Raw genomic sequence first — 22614 nt, 5'->3', positions numbered from 1 at the left:
CGGAATAGTGTTCTGCAATATGCAGAGCACCATTATTTGTCCGGACAATTGACGTGACGGTCGGAGTGTCGGTAAGCCTGGGCGGCCGCATCGTGGTCGTCTCCGGGGCAGGCGGAGGCGGCATCGGTACCGCGGTCACGCGCCTTGTCGCCGAAGCCGGGGCCACCGTCGTCGCGGTGAGCAGGTCGCAGGACAACCTCGACGAGCACGTCGCACCGCTGGCGCAGCAGGGCCTGCAGGTGATCCCGGTGGCGGCGGACGCATCCACCGACAACGGCATCGCGACGGTGCTCGATCAGGTGCGCGGAACTGCGCGGCAGACGGGCGCACAGCTGTTCGGGTTGGTCAACATCGCCGGCGGCGCCGCACCCGCCACCTGGATGCCGTCGACCCGGGTGACCCGCGACGACTGGCGCTCGTTGTTCGCGGCCAACCTCGAGACGGCCTTCTTCATGAGTCAGGCTGTGGCCACCGAAATCCGCAGCCACGGCAATCCGGGCTCGATTGTGTCGGTGTCCTCGATCAGCGGCCTCAACACGGCTCCGTTCCACATCGCCTACGGCACGGCCAAAGCGGCCGTGGTGGCGATGACGCGCACCATGGCGGTCGAGCTGGCCATGGACGGCATCCGGGTCAACGCCGTCGCGCCCGGTGTCACCGAAACCGCCGCGTCGGCGACCTATGTCGACGCGGATCCGGAACGGGACCGCACCGCGATCGCGATGGGGCGGCGCGGCACACCGGAGGAACAGGCCGGCGCAATCCTGTTCCTGCTGTCCGATCTGTCGAGCTACATCACCGGCCAGACGCTGCTCGTCGACGGCGGACTCAACCTCAAGTGGACTCACCTGGGCGCCGACAACACGTCGCTGTTCCTCAAAGACGAGTCGTTCCGCGATGCCATCAGCAGGCATTGACAGGCATTGACAGGCATTGACAGGCACTGAAAGGACGATCCCGTGACGCACACCGAATCCGACCTCGACGCCGCGATCGAGATCGACGCCGAACCGGACGACTCGACGGGGACGATCGCCGAGGAGCTGTCCGAGCCGACGACGATCCCGGTCGACGCCTACATCAGCGAGGAGTACGCCCGCGCCGAGCGCGACAAGCTGTGGCGCAAGGTCTGGCAGCAGGTCGGCCGCGTGGAAGAGATCCCGGAGGTGGGCAGCTACCTGACCTACGACATCCTCGACGACTCGATCATCGTCGTCCGGACGGGCGCCAATGAGTTTGCAGCACACCACAACGTCTGCATGCACCGCGGCCGCAAGCTGATCGACAGGCCCGACGGTGCGAAGAACGCGGTGGGTCGCGCGCGCAAGTCGTTCGCCTGCGGATTCCACGGTTGGACCTACGGCCTCGACGGTGCCTGCACCCACATCCGCGAACAGGACGACTGGAAGGGTGCGCTGAATCCGCAGAACACCCACCTCGCCCCGGTCCGGGTGGACACCTGGGGCGGCTGGCTGTTCGTCAACATGGACCCCGAGTGCGAGCCGCTGAGCGACTACCTGATGCCTGCCGCCAAGATCCTCGACCCGTTCGGTCTGGAGAACATGCGCTACAAGTGGCGCAAGTGGTTGTACTTCGACTGCAACTGGAAAGTCGCGATGGAGGCCTTCAACGAGACCTACCACGTGTTCACCACGCACCCCGAGTTCAACAAGTTCGGCGAGTTCAAAGGCTGGGCCAAAGCCCAAGGGCGTCATAGCAATATCGGCTATGACGCACCCAAGGGGATGGATGAGACAAAGTCGAAGATCCGCCTCGGCACCGGGGATCCGCGGATCTCGACCGCCGAGATGCAGATCTACACGATGGAAGAGACCAACGCGACCACCACGAACACCCTCGTGAACGCGGCCAAGCGACTGGTCGACGAGCTGCCCGAGGGCACGCCGGCCGATCAGGTGCTGCAACACTGGCTGGCCTCGGCACGCCGCGACGATGAGGAGCGCGGCGTGATCTGGCCGACCATCCCGCCGGACATCCTGGGGCAGAGCGGCACCGCCTGGCAGATCTTCCCGAATTTCCAGGTGGGACAGGGCCTGACGAGCGCGCTGTGCTACTCGGCCCGACCGGATCCGAGTTATCACCCGGACAAGTGCATCTTCGAGGTGGCGGTCTTCGAGCTGTACCCGAAAGGGCAGGAGCCGCAGACGGAGTGGCAGTACACACCCAAGGATTCCCCGAACTGGCTGTCGGTGCTGCCCCAGGACTTCTCCAACATGGCGGCGGTGCAGCAGGGCATGAAGTCGGCAGGCTTTCCCGGCACGCTGCCCAACCCGTACCGCGAACGCAGCACCGTCAACCTGCACACCCAGCTGGCCAAGTACATGGGCACCGGCGAACCCCAAGAAATTTAGCGAAACGGGCGCGCTTGGCGACGCTCAGCGTCGCCGAGCGCGCCGAATTCGCGAGTAAGGAGCCACATGACGACCACCGAGAGTGCCTGCGGGCCCACCGACACGCCCACCGACATCGACATCCCGGCGATCCGCGAGAAGTACGCCGCCGAACGGGCCAAGCGCCTGCGCCCGGAAGGTGCGTCGCAGTACCTGGAACTCGACGGCGACTTCGCCGAGTTCTACGAGGTCGACCCGTACACGACGGTGACAGAGCGCGACCCGATCGTCGAGGACGCCGACGTCGTCATACTCGGCGGGGGCTTCGCCGGACTGCTGGCCGGCGCGTACCTGAAGAAGGCCGGCGTCACCGGGATCCGCGTCATCGAGATGGCCGGAGACTTCGGCGGGGTGTGGTACTGGAACCGGTTCCCCGGAATCCAGTGCGACAACGACGCGTACTGCTACATCCCGCTGCTGGAAGAGCTCGACTTCATGCCGTCGAAGAAGTTCGCCGACGGCGCCGAGATCTTCGCCCACTGCCGCAACATCGGCAAGCACTTCGGCCTCTACGACGGTGCGCTGTTCTCGACCCAGGTGCGTGAACTGCGTTGGGACGACGCGTCGAGTCGCTGGCAGATCACCACGGACCGAGGCGACGACATCCGGGCCCGTTTCGTGGTCATGGCGCAGGGCTCCTACAACCGGCCGAAGCTCCCCGACATCCCCGGTATCAAGGACTTCACCGGACATGTGTTCCACTCTGCCCGCTGGGACTACGAGTACACCGGCGGTGACGCCGACGGCGGACTGGTCAAGCTGGCCGACAAGCGCGTCGCCCTGGTCGGCACCGGCGCCACCGGAATCCAGCTGGTGCCGCATCTGGGCCGGGACGCCAAGGAGCTCTTCGTGTTCCAGCGGACACCCTCCTCGGTCGACCAGCGGTCCAACCCGCCCACCGATCCGGACTGGGCGTCCTCGCTGCAACCGGGCTGGCAGGAGGAGCGCAAGCGCAACTTCCACAACTGGTCACCGTTCGTCGGCGTGGTGTTCGGCGAGCCGGATCTGGTGTGCGACTTCTGGACCGAGCTCGGCCGCAATCTGACCGCCCGCATCGCGGCCAGCGAAGACCCCGCTGCGGTGACGATCGAGCAGATCATGGCCTTCCGGGAGGAGGAAGACTACAAGATCATGGAGCGGCTGCGGCGCCGCGTCGACGAGATCGTCGAGGATCCTGACACCGCCGAGGCGCTCAAGCCGTACTACCGGTTCATGTGCAAGCGCCCGACGTCCAGCGAGCACTATCTGGCCACCTTCAACCGTCCCAACGTGACGCTGGTCGACGTGTCGGCGTCCAAGGGTGTGGAGCGTCTGACGAAGAGGGGGATCGTCGCGGACGGTGTCGAGTACGCCGTGGACTGTGTCATCTTCGCCAGCGGCTTCGAGATCTCCACCGAGATCAGCCGTCGCTATGCGATCGAGTCCATCACCGGCCGAGACGGGCTGTCGCTCTTCGAGTACTGGCAGGACAACTACAAGACGTTGCACGGCATGACCAGCAGAGGGTTCCCCAACCAGTTCTTCATGGGCTTCATCCAGGGCGGTGTATCGGCGAACACCACAGCGATGTTCGAGCAGCAGGCCCAGCACATCGCCTACCTCATCGCCGAGGCGCAGAACCGCGGCGCCACCACCGTCGAGCCCAGTCAGGACGCCCAGGACAACTGGGTCCACACCGTCCGAGAGCTGGCGATCGACAACTCGGCCTTCGAACTGTCCTGCACGCCGGGCTATTACAACAACGAGGGGCGCGGCGGCGCGGAGGGCAACGGCTCATTCCTCGGCGACTTCTACTCGCCCGGCTTCTACGCGTTCGGTGACCTGATCGAACAGTGGCGCGCCAAGGGTGACCTCGACGGACTGGAACTTCGTGGCTGACACCCCGGACCTCAGGTTCGACGGACGCGTCGCCGTCGTCACAGGTGGCGGACGCGGGCTGGGACGCGCCTATGCCCTGATGTTCGCCGCGCGCGGCGCCAAGGTGGTGGTCAACGATTCCGGCGGCGCGCTCGACGGCCTCGAATCCGGCGACGGCGGCGACACCGGACCGGCCCACGACGTGGTGCGCGACATCGTGGACGCCGGCGGCGAAGCCGTCGCCAGTACCGATTCGGTGGCCACTCCCGAAGGCGGACAGGCGATCATCGGCACCGCGCTCGAGCGGTTCGGCGGCGTCGACATCCTGGTGCACAACGCGGGCATCGTGCGTAGGGCGTCGCTGAAGGACATGTCCTACGACGACTTCGAGGCGGTGCTCGACGTGCACCTGCGGGGTGCGTTCCATGTCGTGCGGCCTTCGTTTCCCGTGATGTGCGCGGCCGGCTATGGCCGCATCGTGCTCACCTCCTCGATCGGCGGGTTGTACGGCAACCACGACGTCGCCAATTACGCCGTCGCCAAAGCGGGTGTGATCGGGCTGTCGAATGTCGCGGCGATGGAGGGCGCGGCGCACAACGTCACGAGCAACGTGATCGTGCCGGCCGCGGTGACCCGGATGGCAGCGGGCATCGACACCTCGGCCTATCCGCCGATGGGCCCCGAGCTTGTCGCCCCGGTGGTCGGCTACCTCGGCCACGAATCCTGCACCGCCACCGGGGAGATGTTCGTCGCGCTGGCCGGCCGGGTGGCCACTGCGGTCGTCACCGAATCGCCGGGTGTGTACCGGCCCGAATGGGCCATCGAGGACGTCGCCGAGCATCTGACGGCGATCCGCGACCGGTCGGAACCCGTCACGTTCCCCGTCGTGCCGGACGGGCACAACGACCACATCCGATACAGCTTCGCCATGGCAGGCAGGCAACAGGGGGCGGTTCATGCCTGAGCCGACACGAGGCCCGCTGGCGGGGATCCGCGTGGTCGACCTGACCGCGATGGTGATGGGACCGTACTGCACGCAGATCATGGCCGACATGGGCGCGGATGTCATCAAAGTGGAACCGCCGCAGGGCGATAACACCCGCTTCATCTCCGTGGGCCCGGTGTCCGGCATGAGTGGCGTCTTCGTCAACGTCAACCGCGGCAAGCGCAGCGTCGTGCTGGATCTGCGGTCGGACGACGGCGTGACGGCGATGCGCACGCTCATCCAGCGCGCTGACGTGTTCATCCACTCGATGCGCTCCAAGGCGATCGCCAAACTCGGCTTCGGCTACGACGACGTGGCCGCCGTCAATCCGTCCATCGTGTACACGAACTGCTACGGCTACGGCAGGCGCGGTCCCGAACACGACCGGCCCGCCTACGACGACACCATCCAGGCGGAATGCGGAATCCCGGCTGTGCAGCGGCAACTCACCGGCGAAGCAGACTACGTCGGCACCATCATGGCCGATAAGGTGGCGGGGCTGACCGCGTTGTACGCGACGATGATGGCGCTGTTCCATCGGGAGCGCACCGGGGAAGGCCAAGAGGTCGAGGTCGCCATGTTCGAGACCATGGCCTCCTTCATGCTGGTCGAGCATGCCAACGGCGCCATGTTCGACCCCCCGCTCGGCCCGGCCGTCTACCCCCGGACGGTGGCACCGAACCGGCGGCCGTACCGCACCAAGGACGGCTACGTCGCCGTGCTGATCTACAACGACAAGCACTGGAACGCGTTCATCGCCGCGGTCCAGCCACCGTGGGCCACCGATCTCTACGCCACGCTGGAAGCGCGTGCACATCAGATCGACGCCGTCTACGGGCTGGTGGCGCAGACGTTGGCCGAACGCACCACCGACGAGTGGCTGGACCTGTTCCGGGAGTTGGAGATTCCCGCGGCGCGGCTGAACACCCCGGACGACCTCTTCGACGATCCGCACCTCAACGCCGTCGGCCTGTTCGAGACGATCGATACGCCACACGGCAAGGTCACGTTCCCCGGTGTGCCGACGTGGTTCTCACGCACCCCAGGGCATGTCCGAGGACCGGCGCCCGAGCTGGGTGCCGACACCGCGGCGGTGCTTGAGGAACTCGGTCTCACCGCAAAGCAGGTGGGCTGATGGACTTCGACATGGGCAAGCGGGCCGGCGACCTGCGGCGCGAGCTGCGGGATCTGGTCGACGACCATGTGCCCGAACGATTTCTCGGTGCCTTTACCGACGATCCGGCCGACCTGGAGACCGCACAGCAGTTCTGCCGCACACTGGCCGACCGTAACCTGCTGTGCCTGGCGTGGCCGGAGGAATTCGGCGGCGGTGGGGCGTCGGTGTGGGAGCAGACGGTGGTGCGTGAGGAGATGTGGGCCCACCACGAACCGCGGGGCGCGCAGTACATGGGTGTGAACTGGGTCGGGCCGATCATCATGCGGCACGGCACCGAAGATCAGCAGCGCACGCACCTGCCTCCCATCGCGGCGGGTGAGGTGATCTGGTGTCAGGGATTCTCGGAGCCGGAGGCAGGTTCGGACCTGGCGTCGCTGCGCACCACCGCGCGCCCCGACGGCGACGGATGGTTGGTCAGCGGCCAGAAGATCTGGACGTCCTACGCCACGATGGCGCAGTGGTGCTTCCTGCTGGCGCGTACGTCTCGCGTCGGAGAAGGTGCTACCCAGAAGAAACAACAGGGCCTGACGATTTTCCTTGTGCCGATGGACGATCCGGCGATCACGGTGCGGCCGATCCGCTCCATGCTGGGGCCGCACCACCTCAACGAGGTGTTCTTCGACGCCCTGCGTGTCACCGAGGCCGACGTGCTCGGCACTGTCGATGCGGGCTGGTCGATCGTGCAGGACGTGATGTCGTTCGAGCGCGTCGGCATCGCGCGCTACGCGCGGTGTGAACGCCTGCTGGCGGCTGCGCCGACGGTGTTGGGGGAGCGGTGGGAATCGCTGCCCGCCGAGCTACGGGGCCGCTGGATCCGGATGCTCACGCACTGCCGCCGCGCCCGGCTGCTGGCCTATCGCGTGGTCGCGCTGCAGCGCAGCGGACGGATCACACCGGGCGACGCGTCCGCGTACCGCATCGCGGTGACGAAGCTGGACCAGGACAGCGCCGAGGTGCTGATGGACATCGCCGCCGCGGTCGGACACGACGATCACCGAGCGGCGTGGTTCCTGGGTGAGGTGGAGGACCACTGGCGCTATTCGCAGGCGTCCACGGTGTCGTCGGGAAGTATCGAGATGCAACGGATCCTGCTGTCCCGCGCCATGTTGAGCGGTGCCACATGATCCTCGACCTGAGCGACGACGCGCTCGAGTACGGCCGCCTGTCGTTGCACGCGTTCGAATCCGCGGGGGGTGACCGGCTTCTCGAACAGGCCGAGGCGACGCCCGACTCCCGGGACTCACTCGTGGGCCCGGTGCTTGCGGAGCTCGGCGCCTGGGACCTGGATCCTCGCACCGACACCGAGGGACTGGAGGCCGCGGCCGCGCTGTGCCGCAGCGCCGGCTTCTGGGCGCTGCCCTACCCGCTGGCCGAGAGGCTCGCCAAGCCGGCCGACCTGGACGTCGACGGCCTCGTCGTCGTGGCCGGCCCACGCCCCGCCGCGCCGCTCGCCGGGCTCGACTTACATTGGGCAGCAGTCGACCTCGGCGGTCACCGGTCCCGCGTCACTGCGCACGGCGCCGTCGACGCTGCGTTCGTCACCGAGCTCGATCTGTCGCCGCTCGACGACGCGGGTGCGCGCGATGTCGCACTGGGACTGGTGCTGCCGTGCTGGACCCTGCTCGGCATGCTCGACCGCGCGATCACGCTGACTGTTGCGCACGTGCGCCTGCGTAAGCAGTTCGGCCAGGCCCTGTCGTCGTTCCAGGGTGTGCAGTTTCAGCTGACGGACGCCGAGGTCGAACGCAGCGGCGTGGACATCCTCGCCAAGCATGCGCTGTGGAGTGTCGCGACCGACCAGCCGAACGCGGTCGACGACGCCCTCGCGTTGCGGATGGCCGCGATCGAAGCCGCCGACGTCGTGTTCCGGGTGTGTCATCAGCTGCACGGTGCGGTCGGCTTCTGCGACGAGACCACCTTGTCGTGGCTGTCGCGCTACAGCCAGCCCTTGCGCCGCCTGCCATTCGGGCTGTCGGCGACTCGGGATCAGCTGGAACGCTCCGCCGGGCAGCGCGGACTGACGGGACTGTTCACGTGAGCGCCGCCGACTTCCGCGGGGAAGTTCGCGCGTGGTGCCGCGACCACATCCCGCGCGACTGGCGGGCCACCCAGACCGGCGTGAGCGACGAGGAGTTCGTCCGCTTCCAGAAGGCCTGGTTCGCCGAACTGCACAGTGCCGGATACGCCGTGCCCCACTGGCCTGCGGAGTGGGGCGGTGGCCTCTCGGTCGAGAACCAGGTGATCCTGTATCAGGAACTGGCTGCCCACGATGCGCCGCGGCTGGTGCTGGCCTTCGTCGGGATCCACCACGCCGCATCGACCTTGCTGGTGGCGGGCACGGACGAGCAGCGCAAGCGTCATCTGCCGGCGATCCTCGACGGTGAGATCTGGGTCCAGGGGTTCTCCGAGCCGGAGGCCGGATCCGACCTTGCTGCGCTGCGCACCACGGCGCGCCGCGCGGGCGACTGTTTCGTCGTCAACGGCCAGAAGCTCTGGGCCAGCGGCGGTATGCACGCGGACTGGTGTCTGCTGCTCGCCCGCACCGATCCCGACGCGCCGAAGCGGAAGGGCATCTCGTACTTCGTGCTGGACATGACGTCGCCGGGGGTGGACGTGCGGCCCATCCGGAACGCGGTCGGTGACTCGCACTTCTGCGAGATCTTCCTCGACGACGTGGTGATCCCCGCCGCCAACCTCATCGGCGCCGAGAACGCGGGATGGCAGGTGGCCCAGGCGACGCTCGGAGCAGAGCGCGGCATGACCATGCTGGAGTTGGCTGAGCGCCTCGCGAACGCAGGGTTCCGCTGGCTCGTGGAATCCTCACCCGTCGACGACCCGGTGGTCGCCGACCGGCTCGCGCAGTTCGACACCGAGATCACCGGCCTACGCGGGATGTGCAGGCGCATCGTGGAGCGCGGCGCCGCAGGCCCTGCCGACGCCTCGATCGTGAAGCTGTACTACAGCGAACTGTTGCAGCGGCTCACTGATTTCGCCGTCGAGATCGGCGGCCCCGAAGCACACACGATGATGGCCAAGCCGATGTCCAGCGGCTGGGAATCCGGATTGTGGGTGCTCGACTTCGTCGGCTCGTGGGAATGGACGATTCCCGGCGGGGCCAGCGAGATCCAGCGGACCATCATCGCCGAACGCGGCCTCGGACTGCCCCGGGAACCGAGCGTGGCGCAGTGACGGACTTCGGGGAATTTCACGACGAGCTGCGCTCGGTCGCCGGCGACCTGCTGGCCAAGGAACGCGACATCGACTGGCCGGTACTGGTCGAGGCCGGCTGGACCGGACTGGAAGTGCCCGACGCGCGCGGCGGCGCCGGTGCGACATTCGGCGAGACCGCGGTGATCCTCACCCAGATCGGGCGCGCGGCCAGCGCCAACAGCTATCTGGGCAGTGCAGTGCTCGCCGTCGGTGTGCTGAACCTGCTGCCATCCGGCGGCGCCGATGAGCTGCTTGACGCCGTCGCCGGCGGACCCGGCCGGATCGCGGTGGTTACCGACGAATTCACCCTCACCGAAGGCACATTGAGCGGTCACGCCGCGTTCGTCCCCGATGCCGCCGGTGCTGACCGCCTCCTGATCCCCGTTCACCAGGGCGTCGCCGTCGTCCCGGCGAAGGCCGTCACGGTCACCGCGCAGCCCGTTGTCGACGAGACCCGCAGGCTGGCCACCGTGACCGCCGATGGGGTGACCCCCGAGACGGTGCTCCCGTTCGACAGTGCCGCCGCCACCGGCGCGCTCCGCGACCGCGCCACGATCGCCATCGCGTGCGACAGCCTGGGAATTGCGGAGCAGATGCTCACGGCGTCTGTCGACTACGTGAAGGTGCGGCACCAGTTCGGCCGTCCGATCGGATCGTTCCAGGCGGTCAAACACGCCTGCGCCGACATGCTCGTCGCCGTCGAAGTGTCACGCCAACTCGTCGCCGAAGCGGTGGCCGTCATCGCCGACGGTGCCGATGCCGCGATCCCGGCCGCCATGGCGAAGTCGTACGCCTGTTCGGCCGCCGTCGACATCGCCGGCAAGGCCATGCAACTGCACGGCGGCATCGGCTACACGTGGGAAAGCGGAATTCATAGATACCTCAAACGCGCCGCACTGAACCGTTCCCTCTTCGGTTCACCTGCAGCACAACGTCAACGACTCGCACAGCGATACCAAACGAAGGAGTTCTGATGGGTGTACCGGTCTACAAGCGCATTCTCGACCTGTTCGAGGCCGAGGGCGTCAACACGTTGTTCGGCATCCCCGACCCCAACTTCGTGCACATGTTCACCGAGGCCGAAGCCCGCGGCTGGTCGGTGGTGGCGCCGCACCACGAGCTCAGCGCCGGCTTCATGGCCGAGGCCGCGTCTCGGATGACGGGCAAGCCGGGGCTGTGCATCGGCACCCTCGGACCCGGCATGGCCAACATCGCCGGCGCCATCCAATGCGCACTCGTGGAGAACTCGCCGGTGATCTTCCTCGGAGGCCAGCGGGCCCGCGTCACCGAGCGGCGGGTGCGTCGCGGACGAATCCAATTCGTAAGGCAGGAACCACTTTTCGAGGCCTCGGTCAAGTACAGCAGCTCGATCGAGTACGCCGACCAGACCGACGAGATCATCCGCGAGGCGATCCGCCGTTCGCTGTCCGGCACCCCCGGTCCCAGCTATGTCGAATACCCGTCACATGTCATCCTCGAGGAACTCGACGTGGCAGAACCGTTGCCGCCCAACCGGTATCGTCTGGTCAACCAGGGTGCCGGCGCTCCCGAGGTCGCAGAGGCGGTCACGCTGATCCGCAACGCCAAGAGCCCCATCCTGCTCGTCGGTCACGGCGTACACACCTCCCGCACCCAGCAGGAGGTCAAAGAGCTCGCCGAACTGATGAACTGCCCCGTCATCCAGACCTCCGGCGGCACGTCGTACATCCCGGGTCTGCAGGAGCGGACCTTCCCGTATCTGTTCTCGCCGGCGGCCAATCAGGCCGTCGAGGAGTCCGACCTCTGTGTCGCACTGGGAACCGAGCTCGGTGAGCCCATGCACTACGGCAGGACCCAGCACTGGGCCGGCAACAATGCGAACCGCAAATGGGTGTACGTCGAGCAGGACCCGGCCGCCATCGGCGTGAACCGTGCCTTCGACGTGCCACTGGTCGGCGACCTGCGCGGCGTCGTGCCGCAACTCGTCGAGGCGCTGCGGGACACCCCGCGCGATCCGTCACCCAACCTCGACTCCCTGGTCAAGGCCGACGCCGAGGAACTTGCGCAGCTCGCCGAGAGCGCACCGTCGGGGCGGTCGCCGATCCACCCGGCCCGCTATGTCGTCGAAGCCACCAAGGCGTTCAACGAACTCTCCGACGGCATCATGGTCCGCGACGGCGGCGCGACGGTGATCTTCCAGTGGACCTACTCCCAGTCCAAGCCGCGCGATGTGATCTGGAACCAGAACTTCGGCCACCTCGGCACCGGACTGCCGTACGCCGTCGGTGCCTCGGTGGCCGAGGGCGGCCACCGTCCGGTCATGTTGCTCACCAGTGACTCGGCGTTCCTGTTCCACATCGCGGAGCTGGAGACCGCGGCTCGGCTGAATCTGCCGCTGGTGTGCGTGGTCGGCGTCGACCACCAGTGGGGCCTCGAGGTGGGGGTGTACAAGCGCACCTTCGAGCAGCCGTCCCCGCAGCCCGGCGTGCACTGGAGCAAGGACGTCCGGATGGACAAGGTCGCGGAGGGGTTCGGCTGCCACGGCGAGTACGTCGAGAAGGAGGACGAGATCGGACCGGCCATCGCCCGCGCCTACGCCAGCGGCAAAGTCGGTGTGGTGCATGTGTGCATCGATCCGAAGGCGAACTCCGAGGAGATGCCCAAGTACGACCGATTCCGCACCTGGTATGCGGAAGGTACCCAATAGGTGCGCCATCTGAGGGAGAGTGGAAGTCATGCGTGAATACCTGAAGTTCTACATCGACGGCCAGTGGGTGGACCCCGTGGAGAAGAGGTCCCTCGACGTCGACGACCCCACCACCGAGCAGGTCTCCGGCCAGATCGCGATCGGCAGTTCCGCCGACGTCGACAAGGCGGTGGAGGCGGCACGGAAGGCCTTCTTCACGTGGTCGCAATCCACCCGCGAGGAACGCCTCGAGGTGCTCGGCAACATCATGGCCGAGTACCAGAAGCGTGCCTCCGACCTGGCCGACGCGGTCAGCGTCGAGATGGGCGCACCGGCGTCGCTGGCCGCGGGGCCGCAGGTCGGCCTCGGTCTCGGGCACCTCGCCACCGCCATCGACGTGCTGAAGAACTTCTCGTTCGAGGAGCAGCACGGCAGCACGTTGGTGGTCAAGGAACCGATCGGCGTGTGCGGGCTGATCACTCCCTGGAACTGGCCGATCAACCAGATCGCCGTCAAGGTCTATCCGGCGCTGGCCACCGGTTGCACGGTGGTGCTCAAGCCCTCTGAGGTCGCGCCGTACTCGGCGCAGATCTTCACCGAGATCATCGACGCCGCAGGGGTTCCCGCCGGCGTGTACAACCTTGTCTACGGCGACGGGCCCGGCGTGGGAGCGGCACTGTCCAGCCATCCCGATATCGACATGGTGTCGTTCACCGGATCCACCCGCGCGGGCGTCGAGGTCGCCAAGAACGCGGCGGCGACGGTCAAGCGCGTCACGCAGGAGCTCGGCGGCAAGAGCCCCAACATCGTCCTCGACGACGACGACTTCGCCAAGAGTGTGGCAGCCGGGACGTCGGTGATGATGATGAACAGCGGCCAGAGCTGTAACGCGCCGTCGCGCATGCTCGTGCCCAATTCCCGCATGGACGAGGCCATCGCCATTGCGCGCGACACGGCGGGGGCGGTGAAGGTCGGCGTCGCCGACGACAAGACGGCGATCGGTCCTGTCGCCTCGAAGGCCCAGTACGACAAGATCCAGGGCCTGATCCAGAAAGGCATCGACGAGGGCGCGACCGTGGCCGTCGGGGGCACCGGTCGTCCGGACGGACTCGACGCGGGCTACTTCGTCAAGCCGACGGTGTTCGCGAACGTCACCAACGACATGACGATCGCGCGCGAGGAGATCTTCGGGCCGGTGCTGTGCATCCTCGGCTACGACGACCTCGATCAGGCGCTGGAGATCGCCAACGACACGGAGTACGGCCTGGCCGGTTACGTGTCTGGTGCCGACCTGGACACGGCGCGCTCGGTGGCCCGCCGTATCCGCGCCGGCTCGGTGGCCATCAACCACGGCTTCGACATGGCCGCGCCGTTCGGCGGCTACAAGCGCAGTGGCAACGGCCGCGAGTGGGGTCAGTTCGCCTTCGACGAGTACCTGGAGACCAAGGCCGCGTTGGGCTACGCCCCCGACTGAACCGCCAGGGCGCGACTTCGGTGTAGTTGGTCAACCCACGGCTGGCCAACTACCCGAAACCGCTGGTTTGCTGTGCCGGTCAGGACTTCTTTTTCAGCGCGTCGGGTTTGTGCACGGCGTCGTTGCCGCTCTTGTCGCTGCGCACACGGTATTGCGGCTCGTCCTCGGACGCCCGGACCGTACGGCCGGCCGCCTCGGTGTCCGAGGTGATCTTCTCCTCGACGGTGCCCTCAGCGGTGCTGCCATGGCTTTGCCACGTCACCTTGTCGCCTTTGCGGAAGCTGCTCTCACTCATGGCAGCCGTCATACCCGCGCGAGAATCCACTACTCGTGGCGATGAAATATCGTCATAGTTGGGTAAGTACCGCTGAAGTTGCGCGGAGGGTGACGATGACGAAGATGCGGAACCGGAAGTTCCCGAACGTGGTGGTGACCGGAACCGCCATGACGACGGCGCTCGGGACGGACGCTGAGTCGACATGGCAGGGCCTGCTGGACGGGCGCAGCGGCATCCGGACACTCGAGGACTCGTTCATCGACGAGTTCGACCTCCCGGTCCGGATCGGGGGCCACCTGCTGGAGACGTTCGACGAGCAGCTCACACCCGAGGAGAACACGAACAACTCCTACGTCCAGCGGATGGCGCTCGTACTCGGTAGGCGGGTGTGGGAGAACGCGGGCGCGCCCGACGTGGACCCGCGCCGGTTGGCGGTGTCCATCGGTACCGGGATGGGCGGTATCGAGGAACTCCTGTTCGCCTACGAACACCTGCGCGCGGACCAGCTCGACGAGGTCAACCCGACGGCGGTCCAGCAGTACGCGCCCAGCGGTCCGTCCGCGGCGGTCGCGCTGGACCGAGGCGCCAAGGCCGGCGTGCTCTCGCCCGTATCGGCGTGCGCGTCCGGGTCGGAAGGTCTGGCCCAGGCGTGGCGCCACATCGTCCTCGGCGAGGCCGACATCGCGATCTGCGGGGGAGTCGAAGCCAGGATCGAGGCGGTACCGATCGCCGGGTTCGCCCAGATGCGCATCGTGATGTCGACCAATAACGACGACCCCGCTGGCGCCTGTCGGCCGTTCGACAGGGACCGCGACGGATTCGTGTTCGGGGAAGCCGGTGCGCTTCTGGTGATCGAGACCGAGGAGCACGCCAAGGCGCGCGGCGCGAACGTCCTTGGCCGTCTGATGGGCGCCAGTATCACCTCCGACGGCTTCCACATGGTCGCACCCGACCCGAACGGGCTGCGGGCCGGGCACGCGATGACGCGGGCGATCGAGCTGGCCGGCCTGTCACCGTCCGACATCGACCACATCAACGCCCACGCCACCGGTACCACCGTGGGCGACGTCGCCGAATCCGTGGCCATCAACAACGCCCTCGGCGCGCACGCGCCCGCGGTGTTCGCGCCCAAGGCGGCGCTGGGCCACTCCGTCGGCGCGGTGGGCGCGGTGGAATCGATCCTGACGCTGCTGGCGTTGCGCGACGGCGTGGTGCCCGCGACGCGCAACCTGAAGAACCTGGACCCCGACATCCACCTCGACGTGGTCGCCGGCGGCCCCCGTCCGGGCAACTACGAGTACGCGATCAACAACTCGTTCGGCTTCGGCGGCCACAACGTGTCGCTGGTGTTCGGCCGGCCCTGAGAGTCCAGGCCGCGCGTCACGCCTTGACGAGGGTGAACTGCCCGAGCTCGCTGATACCGCGGTTGAAGAAGTCGCTACAGCCGGTGAGGTACTTCATGTACCGCTGGTAGACCTCTTCGGAGGTCGCCGCGACGGCCTCCTCGTGGTGGGCCTCCAGTGCCTCCGCCCAGGTGTCCAGCGTCCGCACGTAGTCCTGATTGAGGAACTGCGTCTTCTCCAGGGTGAAGCCCGCTTCGGCGGACAGCTCTTTGATGTTGTCCTCGCCCGGCACCGAGCCGCCCGGGAAGATCTCCTTGGCGATGAACCGCATGAACTTCAGATCGGACATCACGATCGGAATGCCCATCTCGGGCCACTTCTTCAGCGGATGGCCCAGGATCGCCTGGATGAGCATGCGCCCACCGCTGGGCAGCGCGCTGCTGCACATCTTGAAGAACGGCCCGTAGCGCTCCTGCGGGAACGCCTCGATGGCCTCGATGCTGATGATGCGATCGACCGGCTCGTCGAACTGCTCCCAGCCGCGCAGCAGGATGCGGCGCGACCGGTCGGTGTCGACGCCGTCGAGAAGCTCCTGGGCGTACTTGCGCTGGTTCCGGCTCAGCGTCAGCCCGACGACGTTGACGTCGTACTTCTCGACGGCGCGCTTGAGCACTGAGCCCCACCCGCAGCCGATATCGAGCAGCGTCATGCCGGGCTGCAGGTCGAGCTTGCCCAGCGACAGATCGATCTTTGCCATCTGAGCCTCGGCGAGGGTCATGTCCTCGCGCTCGTAGTACGCACAGCTGTACGTCCGCGACGGATCCTGGAACAGACCGAAGAAGTCATCCGAAAGGTCGTAATGCGCCTGCACTTCTTCGAAATGAGGCTCCATGTTCGTGCCTTGCGGTGGGTCTACCTTGCTCCCGGCCATCCCCGACCGACCTCCATCCCGACTGTCGCGCGGAAACTCGTTCCGCGCGTTCACAAAACAGGCAACGCCTGTATCCAAATTACTACACGGCCGTCAGTTACTTCTTCTCCAAGGTGAACTGCAAGACGTCGGTGTAGCCGTCGCGGAAGAGGTCTGCGCACCCGGCCAGGTACTTGTAGAACCGCTCGTAGATCTCTTCGGACGTGATCGCGATGGCTTCGTCCTTCTTGTCCTGCAGGTTCTGGGCCCACGTGTCGAGCGTCTTGACGTAGTGCGGCTGCAGGTGCTGCTCGCGGGTGACGGTGTAGCCGTTGCGCGTCGCGGAATCGGTGACCTGCGCGGCCAGCGGCAGACGTCCGCCGGGATAGATCTCGTCCATGATGAACTTGATGAAACGCACCTTCGACATGGTCAGGGGCAGTTTCTTGGCTTTGATCTCTTCATCGCTGGGGATGATGATCGTGTGCAGCATCTGCACACCGTCGTCGGGCAGCCAGCTGAAGGTCTTCTTGAAGTAGTCGTCGTACTTGTTGAAGCCGAAGTGTTCGAACGCGCCGATCGACACGATCCGGTCGACGTGGGTGTTCGAGCCGTCGAAATCTTCCCAGGGCTGCAGACGCACTTCCATGCTGCGCTCGGTCTTGATGTTCGGGAACCGGTTCTGCTCGATGTGCTGCTTCTGGTTCTCCGACAGGGTGAGGCCGATGACGTTGACGTCGTACTTCTCGACGGCGCGCTGGATGGTCGAACCCCAGCCGCAGCCGATGTCGAGCAGCGTCATGCCGGGCTCCAGGCCGAGCTTGCCCAGCGACAGGTCAACTTTGGCCAGCTGAGCCTGCTCGAGGGTGTAGTCGTCCTTCTCGAAGTAGGCGCAGCTGTAGGTCTGGCTCGGGTCCTGCCACAGCTTGAAGAAATCGTTGGAGATGTCGTAGTGGAACTGAACTTCCTTCTTGTCCGATCCGCGGGTCTGCGAGGCGGATTTCGACAACCACGCGGATTCGGCGGTCTCGGACTTCGGGTTACTTGAAATGTTCGACATAGGCCATCCTGTCGGCACGGAAAATCACGCCCGGCAGGGCGCTGGTTCTCTACTACCCCGCTAGAGGAACGTGAAACGGTTCGCGTGTGAATCTACGCGGCCCCGGAATCCCGATCAGCACCCCACGCCCATGAGGGCCAAGATGGTGGACATGTCCGGCAGCTCCGAACCCACCAACGCCCCCGATGACAGAGCCCCCAAGATCTACGTCAAGGCGTGCATCAACGGCGCTCGAACGCCCGACCAGCATCCTCATCTCCCGGTCACGCCGGAGCAGTTGGCGGCCGAGGCCGTGGCTGCGCACGGTGCCGGTGCCAGGGCTGTGCACATGCATCCCAAGAACGCGGACGGCGTGGACTCCCTGCTGCCCGGCGAGGTGGATGCCGCCGTCGCGGCCGTCCGTCACGCTGTGCCCGGGCTTCCGCTCGGTGTCACGACGGGGTTCTGGGCACTGCCCGACGCGGCCCAGCGACTGCGCGCTGTGGAGAGCTGGACCGTGCTACCGGACTTCGCGTCACTGAACTGGCACGAGCCCGGCTCGCCGGAGTTGGCCCGGCTGTTGCTCAGCCGCGGTCTCGGTGTCGAGGTCGGCATCTTTTACGCCGAAGCGGCGCAGTCATGGGCAGCCGCCTCCGACATCGCGCCGCACTGCATGAGGGTGATGATCGAGCTGGGGGCCGATGGGGACGTCGAGACCGCGGACGAGCTGATCGCGCTCGTGACCGCGGCGGGTTCGCCCGCGCCTGTCCTGTTGCACGGACTCGACGAAAGTTGTTGGCCGCTCTTGCAGCACGCGGGAGTGCGCGGGGTGCAGACCCGGATCGGGATGGAGGACACCCTGGCACTGCCGGACGGGTCCGTCGCGCCGGGGAATGCGGCGCTGGTCGCCGCCGCGGTGGATCTGCTCAGTCGGTAGGCGCGCCGAGCGCGAAGTCGGCGAAGTCGAACCCCGGGACCACGACGCAGCTCACCAGACAGGGGTGCTCGTCGCGGGGCCGGGCCCGCTGCCAGTGTCCCGGCGGGACGACGAACTGCGGGCTCTCGCCGGCCACGATGTCGGCGCCGAGCAGGTGCGTGGTCGCGGTCTCCTGGTCGGGGCCCACCTCGAGCAGCAGGGGTCCACCGGAGTGGTACAGCCACAGCTCCGCGCTGCGCACCGTGTGCCAGGCGCTCTGCTGGCCCGGCATGAGCAGGAACAGAATCGCGGTCCCGGCGTTGCGGCTCCCCGAATAATCCGGCGGGAGCACCGATTGTGGAACCGTCAGCTCGCTCCGCCACGTCTCCCGAAACCAGCCGCCTTCGGGATGTGGGGAAAGGTCCAGACGACGCGCCCATTCAGGGAGATCGCTCATCGGCTCACTTTAGTAGTCTTCTCGCATGGCTCGCGCGCGTCCAGGGTGGCTCGTCGCGCTGTGTGCGTTGGTGATCGCGGTGAGCGCCTGGTTGCCTTGGCTGACGGTGGCCGAGGGTGGGGGACGGGCGAACGCGATCGGCGGCGTCGCGGGCGCCATGCCGGTACCCCCGCCCGGATTCGGGGTCGGCCAACTGGTGGTGTTGCTGGCGTCCAGTTTGGTCGTCGCCGGAGCGATGTCGGCACGCAACATCTCGGGCCGGATGGCATCGACCACAGCGCTGGCGATCTCGGTCGTACTCGTGGTGCTGGCCGTCTGGTACTACCGGCTGTACGTGTACCCGCCGGTGTCGGCCGGATACGGCCTCTATGTCGGGGGCTCGGTTGCGCTGGTCGCGGTGCTGCTGTCGGTGTGGACCATGCTGGCCGCCTGGGCATCGACGCGCAGGGCGTTGTGAGCGGTTTCGTCGAGCCCGTCATCCTGTCCGGTGACCACCGGGTCACGTTGGAACCGCTTACCCGCGAACATCTTCCGGAGATCGAAGCCGCAGCGGCCGATGGTGAGTTGGGTCGGCTGTGGTTCACTGCCGCACCGAAGGCCGGCGCCGCCGCGGAGTGGGTCGACATGCGGCTGTCCGTGCAGGCGCCGGATACCGGTTTGACGTTCGTGGCGCGAGCGCGCGACGGATCCATCGTCGGTTCGTCGAGCTACCTCAACGTCGACGGACCCAATCGTAGGCTGGAGATCGGGAACACGTGGTACGTCGCCGCCGCGCGGCGTACCGCGGTCAACACCGAGTGCAAGCTCCTGATGCTGGGCCACGCTTTCGGTGAGTTGGGTTGCATCGCAGTCGAATTCCGAACGCATTTCTTCAACGCGGCGAGCCGGGCGGCGATCGAGCGGCTCGGCGCAAAGCTCGACGGTGTGCTGCGCAGTCACCAACTGCTGCCCGACGGGTCGCGACGCGACACCGTTGTGTACTCGATTCTCGACATCGAATGGCCGGCCGTGCGGTCCAATCTGCTGTTCCGACTGGACCGCAACGGCTGACCGGCCGAGGCTATTCGGCGTCGACCGTGGTTGTTCCGATCGAGGTCTTGGCCCCGGTATGGCTGATCTCGATTCTGCGTGGCTTGGCCCGCTCGGCGACGGGGATCGTCACCGTCAGGACGCCGTTCTCGTAGGTTGCCGAGATCGCTGCGGTGTCAACGCCTTCGCCGAGGGACAGCTGTCTACGGTACTTACCGAAGAACCTCTCGTTGGCGAGCCACTGGGCTGATTCGTCCGACCTTGCGGTGCGGTGTGCCGAGATGGTCAGCGTGCCGTTGTCGACGTCGACGTCGACCGAGCCGGGGTCGACACCGGGCAGGTCGGCGGTCAGCACGTAGTGGTCGTCGATCTTGCAGAGATCCATCGGCATGAACCGAGGAGTGCGGTTTGAACCGGTCTGACTTGTCAGCAGGCCACGGGTGAGAGCATCGATATCGCTGAACGGATCGAAACGAAGCACAGTAATCCACCTCCTACGTCGTCCAGAGCCCGCCACCCTGGCGGGCGACCAAATCACTGTGCACCAGCGAGATTAGCACTCGATGGGGGAGAGTGCCAGATTTTCATCTATGTTTTTTCGGCGGCGGTGACATCACGGTGACGCTCCGGCGTGAAGGGGTACACAGACCCGCGCGCTGCGCGCCGTCAGGCGGTAGAACCAGAGGTGCCGGTGAAGTCACGCCGATCGGCGGGTGGACGGACGGGGACTCACGTGAGTGACAGCGAAGGCGTGGACGACAGGCTGGTGGGCGAGACGCGCCGGCTACGGGTACTCATCGACAGCCTCCCGGCGCTGATCGGTTACTGGGACAGTGACTGCCGCAACGTGATCGCCAACGCTGCCTACGTCGACTACTTCGGGATGACACCCGGCCAGATCAGGGGACGCCACATTCGGGAGGTGCTGGGTGAGCAGATATATGCGCTCAACCTGCCCTACATCGAGCGCGTGCTGAGGGGACAGGAGCAGCTGTTCGAACGCACGCTGGTCGATCAACAAGGGACGACCCGCTACACGCAGGCGTCCTACATCCCCGACATCGTCGACGGCGAGGTGCTCGGGTTCTATGCGCAGGTCACCGACGTCACCCGGCGCGTCGAAGCCGAACGTGCGCGCGACGACGCCCTGCGCCTGTTCCACATCAGCATGGAGCATGCGCCGATCGGGAAGGTGGTGGTCGACAGGTCGGGCGTTGTGCTGCATGCGAACCCGGCCATCTGTCGATTGCTGCGCTGCACGCAACAGGATCTCATCGGCGTCGACTTCCGGCGGTTCGTGCACCCCGACGCTCGCGCGACAGGAGATGCTCAGTTCGCCGCGCTGTTGGACGGCTCGGCGACGCACCTGTCCTCGGAACGGCAGTACCTGCGGGCGGACGGGACTTCGGTGTGGCTGCAGCGCGACTTCGTTCTGGTGCCGGACGCACATGGCGACCAGGATGTGGCAGTCGCCCAGTTCCAGGACATCACCGCGCGCAAGGAAGCCGAAGCCGAGCTGGCCCGCTTGGCGGTGACCGATCAGCTCACCGGTCTGTTCAACAGGCGCGCGCTGGTCGACTGCGTGACACGTCATCACGCAGCCACACCCGACATCCCGCTCGGCCTGATCTTCATCGACCTCGACGGCTTCAAACTGGTCAACGACACACACGGGCACGCTGCAGGCGATGCCGTGCTGGTGGCCGCGGCGCAGCGGCTCGCGCAGTTGATCGAACCGCCCAACACCGCCTACCGCCTGGGCGGCGACGAGTTCGTGGTGGTGGCCCCCTCGGCGCAGGGCTCGACAGCGCTGCCCGAACTGTGCCGGACGGTCGTTGATGCGCTTTCGGGCGCGTACGACACCGACACCACGCCGGTGACGCTGGCTGCGTCGGTCGGCTATGCCTGTGAGGCCACCGACGATGTCGATGCGCTGTTGCGCGCCGCCGACGCCGAGATGTACCGGCACAAGGCGCGTCCCCGCTGATGTCAGCTGGGCTGGATCCGGGCGCCGCGCAGTGGCTCGCGGCACTGATCGCAGATCAGCACGGGTGCGAACTGTCGACCACACTCGGTGTGCGTCAGGATCACCGCGGGACCCTCGGATGCCTGGAACCAGCGTTGCGCCCACTCCAGTGCGCAGAGCAGCACCGGGAAGAAAGCTCGACCCTTCTCGGTCAGCCGATACCGCCCGTCGCTGTTGGCGAGGATGCCCTCACCGGTGAACACCGTGAGGCGACCCGCGATGGTCGCCGGTGGTGCGCCGAGCTGGGAGTGGAAGTCGGTGAAGCGGCTGGCGCCGACGAATGCGGCCACCAGCAGGGCGAACGCCCACCGGTCGCCCATGACGCTCATCGTCTGCGGGAACAGCACGCCGGCACCCGAGCGCCGGCCGCCGGACCGCCGGCGATTGGAGCCCGACGGGATGGAGCGCGCCCACGATCCGCTCGGGCCCCATTGCGCCGCAAGGTCTTTGTCACCCACGAGGCCTGTGCAGGCCCGGCACGTGACTGCAGGCGCGAACTCGTTACCGCACTCCCCGTGGGTCATCGAGGGCAGGGCTTCGGTGTGATCCGGAACCCAGCGGCGTTCCCATTCCCAGATGGACGTCAGCATCGGCCACAGCGAGCGGCCCTTCGGCGTCACCAGGTATTCCGAGCGAGGCGGATTGGTCTGGTATTCACGGCGAACCAGCAACTCGTCGGAGGTCAGCGAGGACAGCCGATGCGACAGCACGGCGTGCGACACCGGGAGGGCGGCGACGAAATCGCCGTAGCGCCGGGCGCCGAGCAAGGCACGCTGGACGATGAGAAGGGTCCACTCGTCACCGAGCAGCCCCAGCATGCGGGCGACGGCGTTGGGCT

The 22614-nt window shown here is 66.7% G+C and carries 22 protein-coding genes; 16 read left to right on the top strand and 6 right to left on the bottom strand.

The features are described from left to right. Positions 1-53: 53 nt before the first annotated feature. The 11 genes from EL337_RS23280 to EL337_RS23230 all read left to right on the top strand — a co-directional run bounded on the left by EL337_RS23280 (position 54) and on the right by EL337_RS23230 (position 13779). Entirely contained in the window at positions 54-917 is an 864-nt protein-coding gene (locus tag EL337_RS23280) for an SDR family NAD(P)-dependent oxidoreductase (protein ID WP_048632729.1), read from the top strand. A gap of 42 nt (positions 918-959) precedes the next feature. Next, positions 960-2372 carry an aromatic ring-hydroxylating oxygenase subunit alpha gene (locus EL337_RS23275; protein ID WP_048632730.1) on the top strand — a complete coding sequence of 471 codons (1413 nt, stop codon included), beginning with the start codon at positions 960-962 and terminating at the stop codon, positions 2370-2372. Between the two features lie 66 nt (positions 2373-2438). Beyond that, positions 2439-4289, top strand: a complete 1851-nt coding sequence (locus EL337_RS23270; RefSeq protein WP_048632731.1) for a flavin-containing monooxygenase — start codon at positions 2439-2441, stop codon at positions 4287-4289. Continuing rightward, positions 4282-5232, top strand: coding sequence for an SDR family NAD(P)-dependent oxidoreductase (locus EL337_RS23265; RefSeq protein ID WP_048632953.1), 951 nt, complete (start codon positions 4282-4284; stop codon positions 5230-5232). The genes EL337_RS23270 and EL337_RS23265 overlap by 8 nt, the downstream gene beginning before the upstream one ends. After that, positions 5225-6388, top strand: a complete 1164-nt coding sequence (locus EL337_RS23260) for a CaiB/BaiF CoA transferase family protein (RefSeq protein WP_048632732.1) — start codon at positions 5225-5227, stop codon at positions 6386-6388. The genes EL337_RS23265 and EL337_RS23260 overlap by 8 nt, the downstream gene beginning before the upstream one ends. Further along, a complete protein-coding gene (locus EL337_RS23255; RefSeq protein WP_048632733.1) occupies positions 6388-7554 on the top strand; it encodes an acyl-CoA dehydrogenase family protein in 1167 nt (388 codons plus the stop codon). The genes EL337_RS23260 and EL337_RS23255 overlap by 1 nt, the downstream gene beginning before the upstream one ends. Beyond that, positions 7551-8468, top strand: coding sequence for an acyl-CoA dehydrogenase family protein (locus EL337_RS23250; protein ID WP_048632734.1), 918 nt, complete (start codon positions 7551-7553; stop codon positions 8466-8468). The genes EL337_RS23255 and EL337_RS23250 overlap by 4 nt, the downstream gene beginning before the upstream one ends. After that, positions 8465-9619: an acyl-CoA dehydrogenase family protein gene (locus EL337_RS23245; protein ID WP_048632735.1), complete on the top strand. Its 1155-nt coding sequence runs from the start codon at positions 8465-8467 to the stop codon at positions 9617-9619. The genes EL337_RS23250 and EL337_RS23245 overlap by 4 nt, the downstream gene beginning before the upstream one ends. Continuing rightward, entirely contained in the window at positions 9616-10614 is a 999-nt protein-coding gene (locus EL337_RS23240; RefSeq protein ID WP_048632736.1) for an acyl-CoA dehydrogenase family protein, read from the top strand. The genes EL337_RS23245 and EL337_RS23240 overlap by 4 nt, the downstream gene beginning before the upstream one ends. After that, on the top strand, positions 10614-12326 hold the full coding sequence (locus EL337_RS23235) for a thiamine pyrophosphate-binding protein (RefSeq protein WP_048632737.1): 1713 nt from the start codon (positions 10614-10616) through the stop codon (positions 12324-12326). The genes EL337_RS23240 and EL337_RS23235 overlap by 1 nt, the downstream gene beginning before the upstream one ends. 28 nt (positions 12327-12354) lie before the next feature. Further along, positions 12355-13779 carry an aldehyde dehydrogenase family protein gene (locus EL337_RS23230; protein WP_048632738.1) on the top strand — a complete coding sequence of 475 codons (1425 nt, stop codon included), beginning with the start codon at positions 12355-12357 and terminating at the stop codon, positions 13777-13779. Between the two features lie 79 nt (positions 13780-13858). Here EL337_RS23230 and EL337_RS23225 read toward each other — a convergent pair whose 3' ends face one another. Continuing rightward, the gene (locus EL337_RS23225) at positions 13859-14074 is read right to left on the bottom strand and encodes a hypervirulence associated TUDOR domain-containing protein (RefSeq protein ID WP_048632739.1); all 216 of its coding nucleotides are present in this window, start codon (positions 14072-14074) and stop codon (positions 13859-13861) included. 95 nt (positions 14075-14169) lie between these two features. On the opposite strand from EL337_RS23225, the gene EL337_RS23220 reads away from it, so the two are divergent. Then, positions 14170-15420, top strand: a complete 1251-nt coding sequence (locus tag EL337_RS23220; RefSeq protein WP_048632740.1) for a KasA/KasB family beta-ketoacyl-ACP synthase — start codon at positions 14170-14172, stop codon at positions 15418-15420. Between the two features lie 16 nt (positions 15421-15436). On the opposite strand, the gene EL337_RS23215 is transcribed toward EL337_RS23220, so the two are convergent. After that, positions 15437-16330, bottom strand: coding sequence for a cyclopropane mycolic acid synthase family methyltransferase (locus EL337_RS23215; RefSeq protein WP_048632741.1), 894 nt, complete (start codon positions 16328-16330; stop codon positions 15437-15439). Between the two features lie 97 nt (positions 16331-16427). After that, positions 16428-17369 (bottom strand): cyclopropane mycolic acid synthase family methyltransferase, encoded by a 942-nt coding sequence (locus EL337_RS23210; RefSeq protein ID WP_048632742.1) that lies wholly within the window; start codon positions 17367-17369, stop codon positions 16428-16430. Between the two features lie 151 nt (positions 17370-17520). Between EL337_RS23210 and EL337_RS23205 the strand changes: the two genes are divergently transcribed. Further along, positions 17521-18285: a 3-keto-5-aminohexanoate cleavage protein gene (locus EL337_RS23205; RefSeq protein ID WP_048632954.1), complete on the top strand. Its 765-nt coding sequence runs from the start codon at positions 17521-17523 to the stop codon at positions 18283-18285. On the opposite strand, the gene EL337_RS23200 is transcribed toward EL337_RS23205, so the two are convergent. Further along, positions 18275-18721 (bottom strand): cupin domain-containing protein, encoded by a 447-nt coding sequence (locus tag EL337_RS23200; protein WP_048632743.1) that lies wholly within the window; start codon positions 18719-18721, stop codon positions 18275-18277. The two genes, EL337_RS23205 and EL337_RS23200, sit on opposite strands and share 11 nt — an antisense overlap. A gap of 25 nt (positions 18722-18746) precedes the next feature. Here EL337_RS23200 and EL337_RS23195 point away from each other — a divergent pair, with 25 nt between their 5' ends. Next, the gene (locus EL337_RS23195) at positions 18747-19178 is read left to right on the top strand and encodes a hypothetical protein (RefSeq protein ID WP_048632744.1); all 432 of its coding nucleotides are present in this window, start codon (positions 18747-18749) and stop codon (positions 19176-19178) included. After that, the gene (locus tag EL337_RS23190; protein WP_048632745.1) at positions 19175-19771 is read left to right on the top strand and encodes a GNAT family N-acetyltransferase; all 597 of its coding nucleotides are present in this window, start codon (positions 19175-19177) and stop codon (positions 19769-19771) included. Before EL337_RS23195 ends, EL337_RS23190 begins: the two co-directional genes overlap by 4 nt. A gap of 10 nt (positions 19772-19781) precedes the next feature. Here EL337_RS23190 and EL337_RS23185 read toward each other — a convergent pair whose 3' ends face one another. Continuing rightward, positions 19782-20231 carry an Hsp20/alpha crystallin family protein gene (locus EL337_RS23185; protein WP_048632746.1) on the bottom strand — a complete coding sequence of 150 codons (450 nt, stop codon included), beginning with the start codon at positions 20229-20231 and terminating at the stop codon, positions 19782-19784. Positions 20232-20483: 252 nt separating this feature from the next. Between EL337_RS23185 and EL337_RS23180 the strand changes: the two genes are divergently transcribed. Further along, a complete protein-coding gene (locus EL337_RS23180; protein ID WP_048632747.1) occupies positions 20484-21737 on the top strand; it encodes a GGDEF domain-containing protein in 1254 nt (417 codons plus the stop codon). A gap of 2 nt (positions 21738-21739) precedes the next feature. Here the strand turns inward: EL337_RS23180 and EL337_RS23175 are convergent, their stop codons facing one another. Then, the gene (locus EL337_RS23175) at positions 21740-22594 is read right to left on the bottom strand and encodes a winged helix-turn-helix transcriptional regulator (protein WP_048632955.1); all 855 of its coding nucleotides are present in this window, start codon (positions 22592-22594) and stop codon (positions 21740-21742) included. Between the last annotated feature and the right edge of the window lie 20 nt (positions 22595-22614).

Source organism: Mycolicibacterium aurum (genome assembly GCF_900637195.1).
In the GTDB taxonomy this organism is placed as follows: domain Bacteria; phylum Actinomycetota; class Actinomycetes; order Mycobacteriales; family Mycobacteriaceae; genus Mycobacterium; species Mycobacterium aurum.
This window is presented reverse-complemented; position numbering and strand designations above follow the sequence as displayed.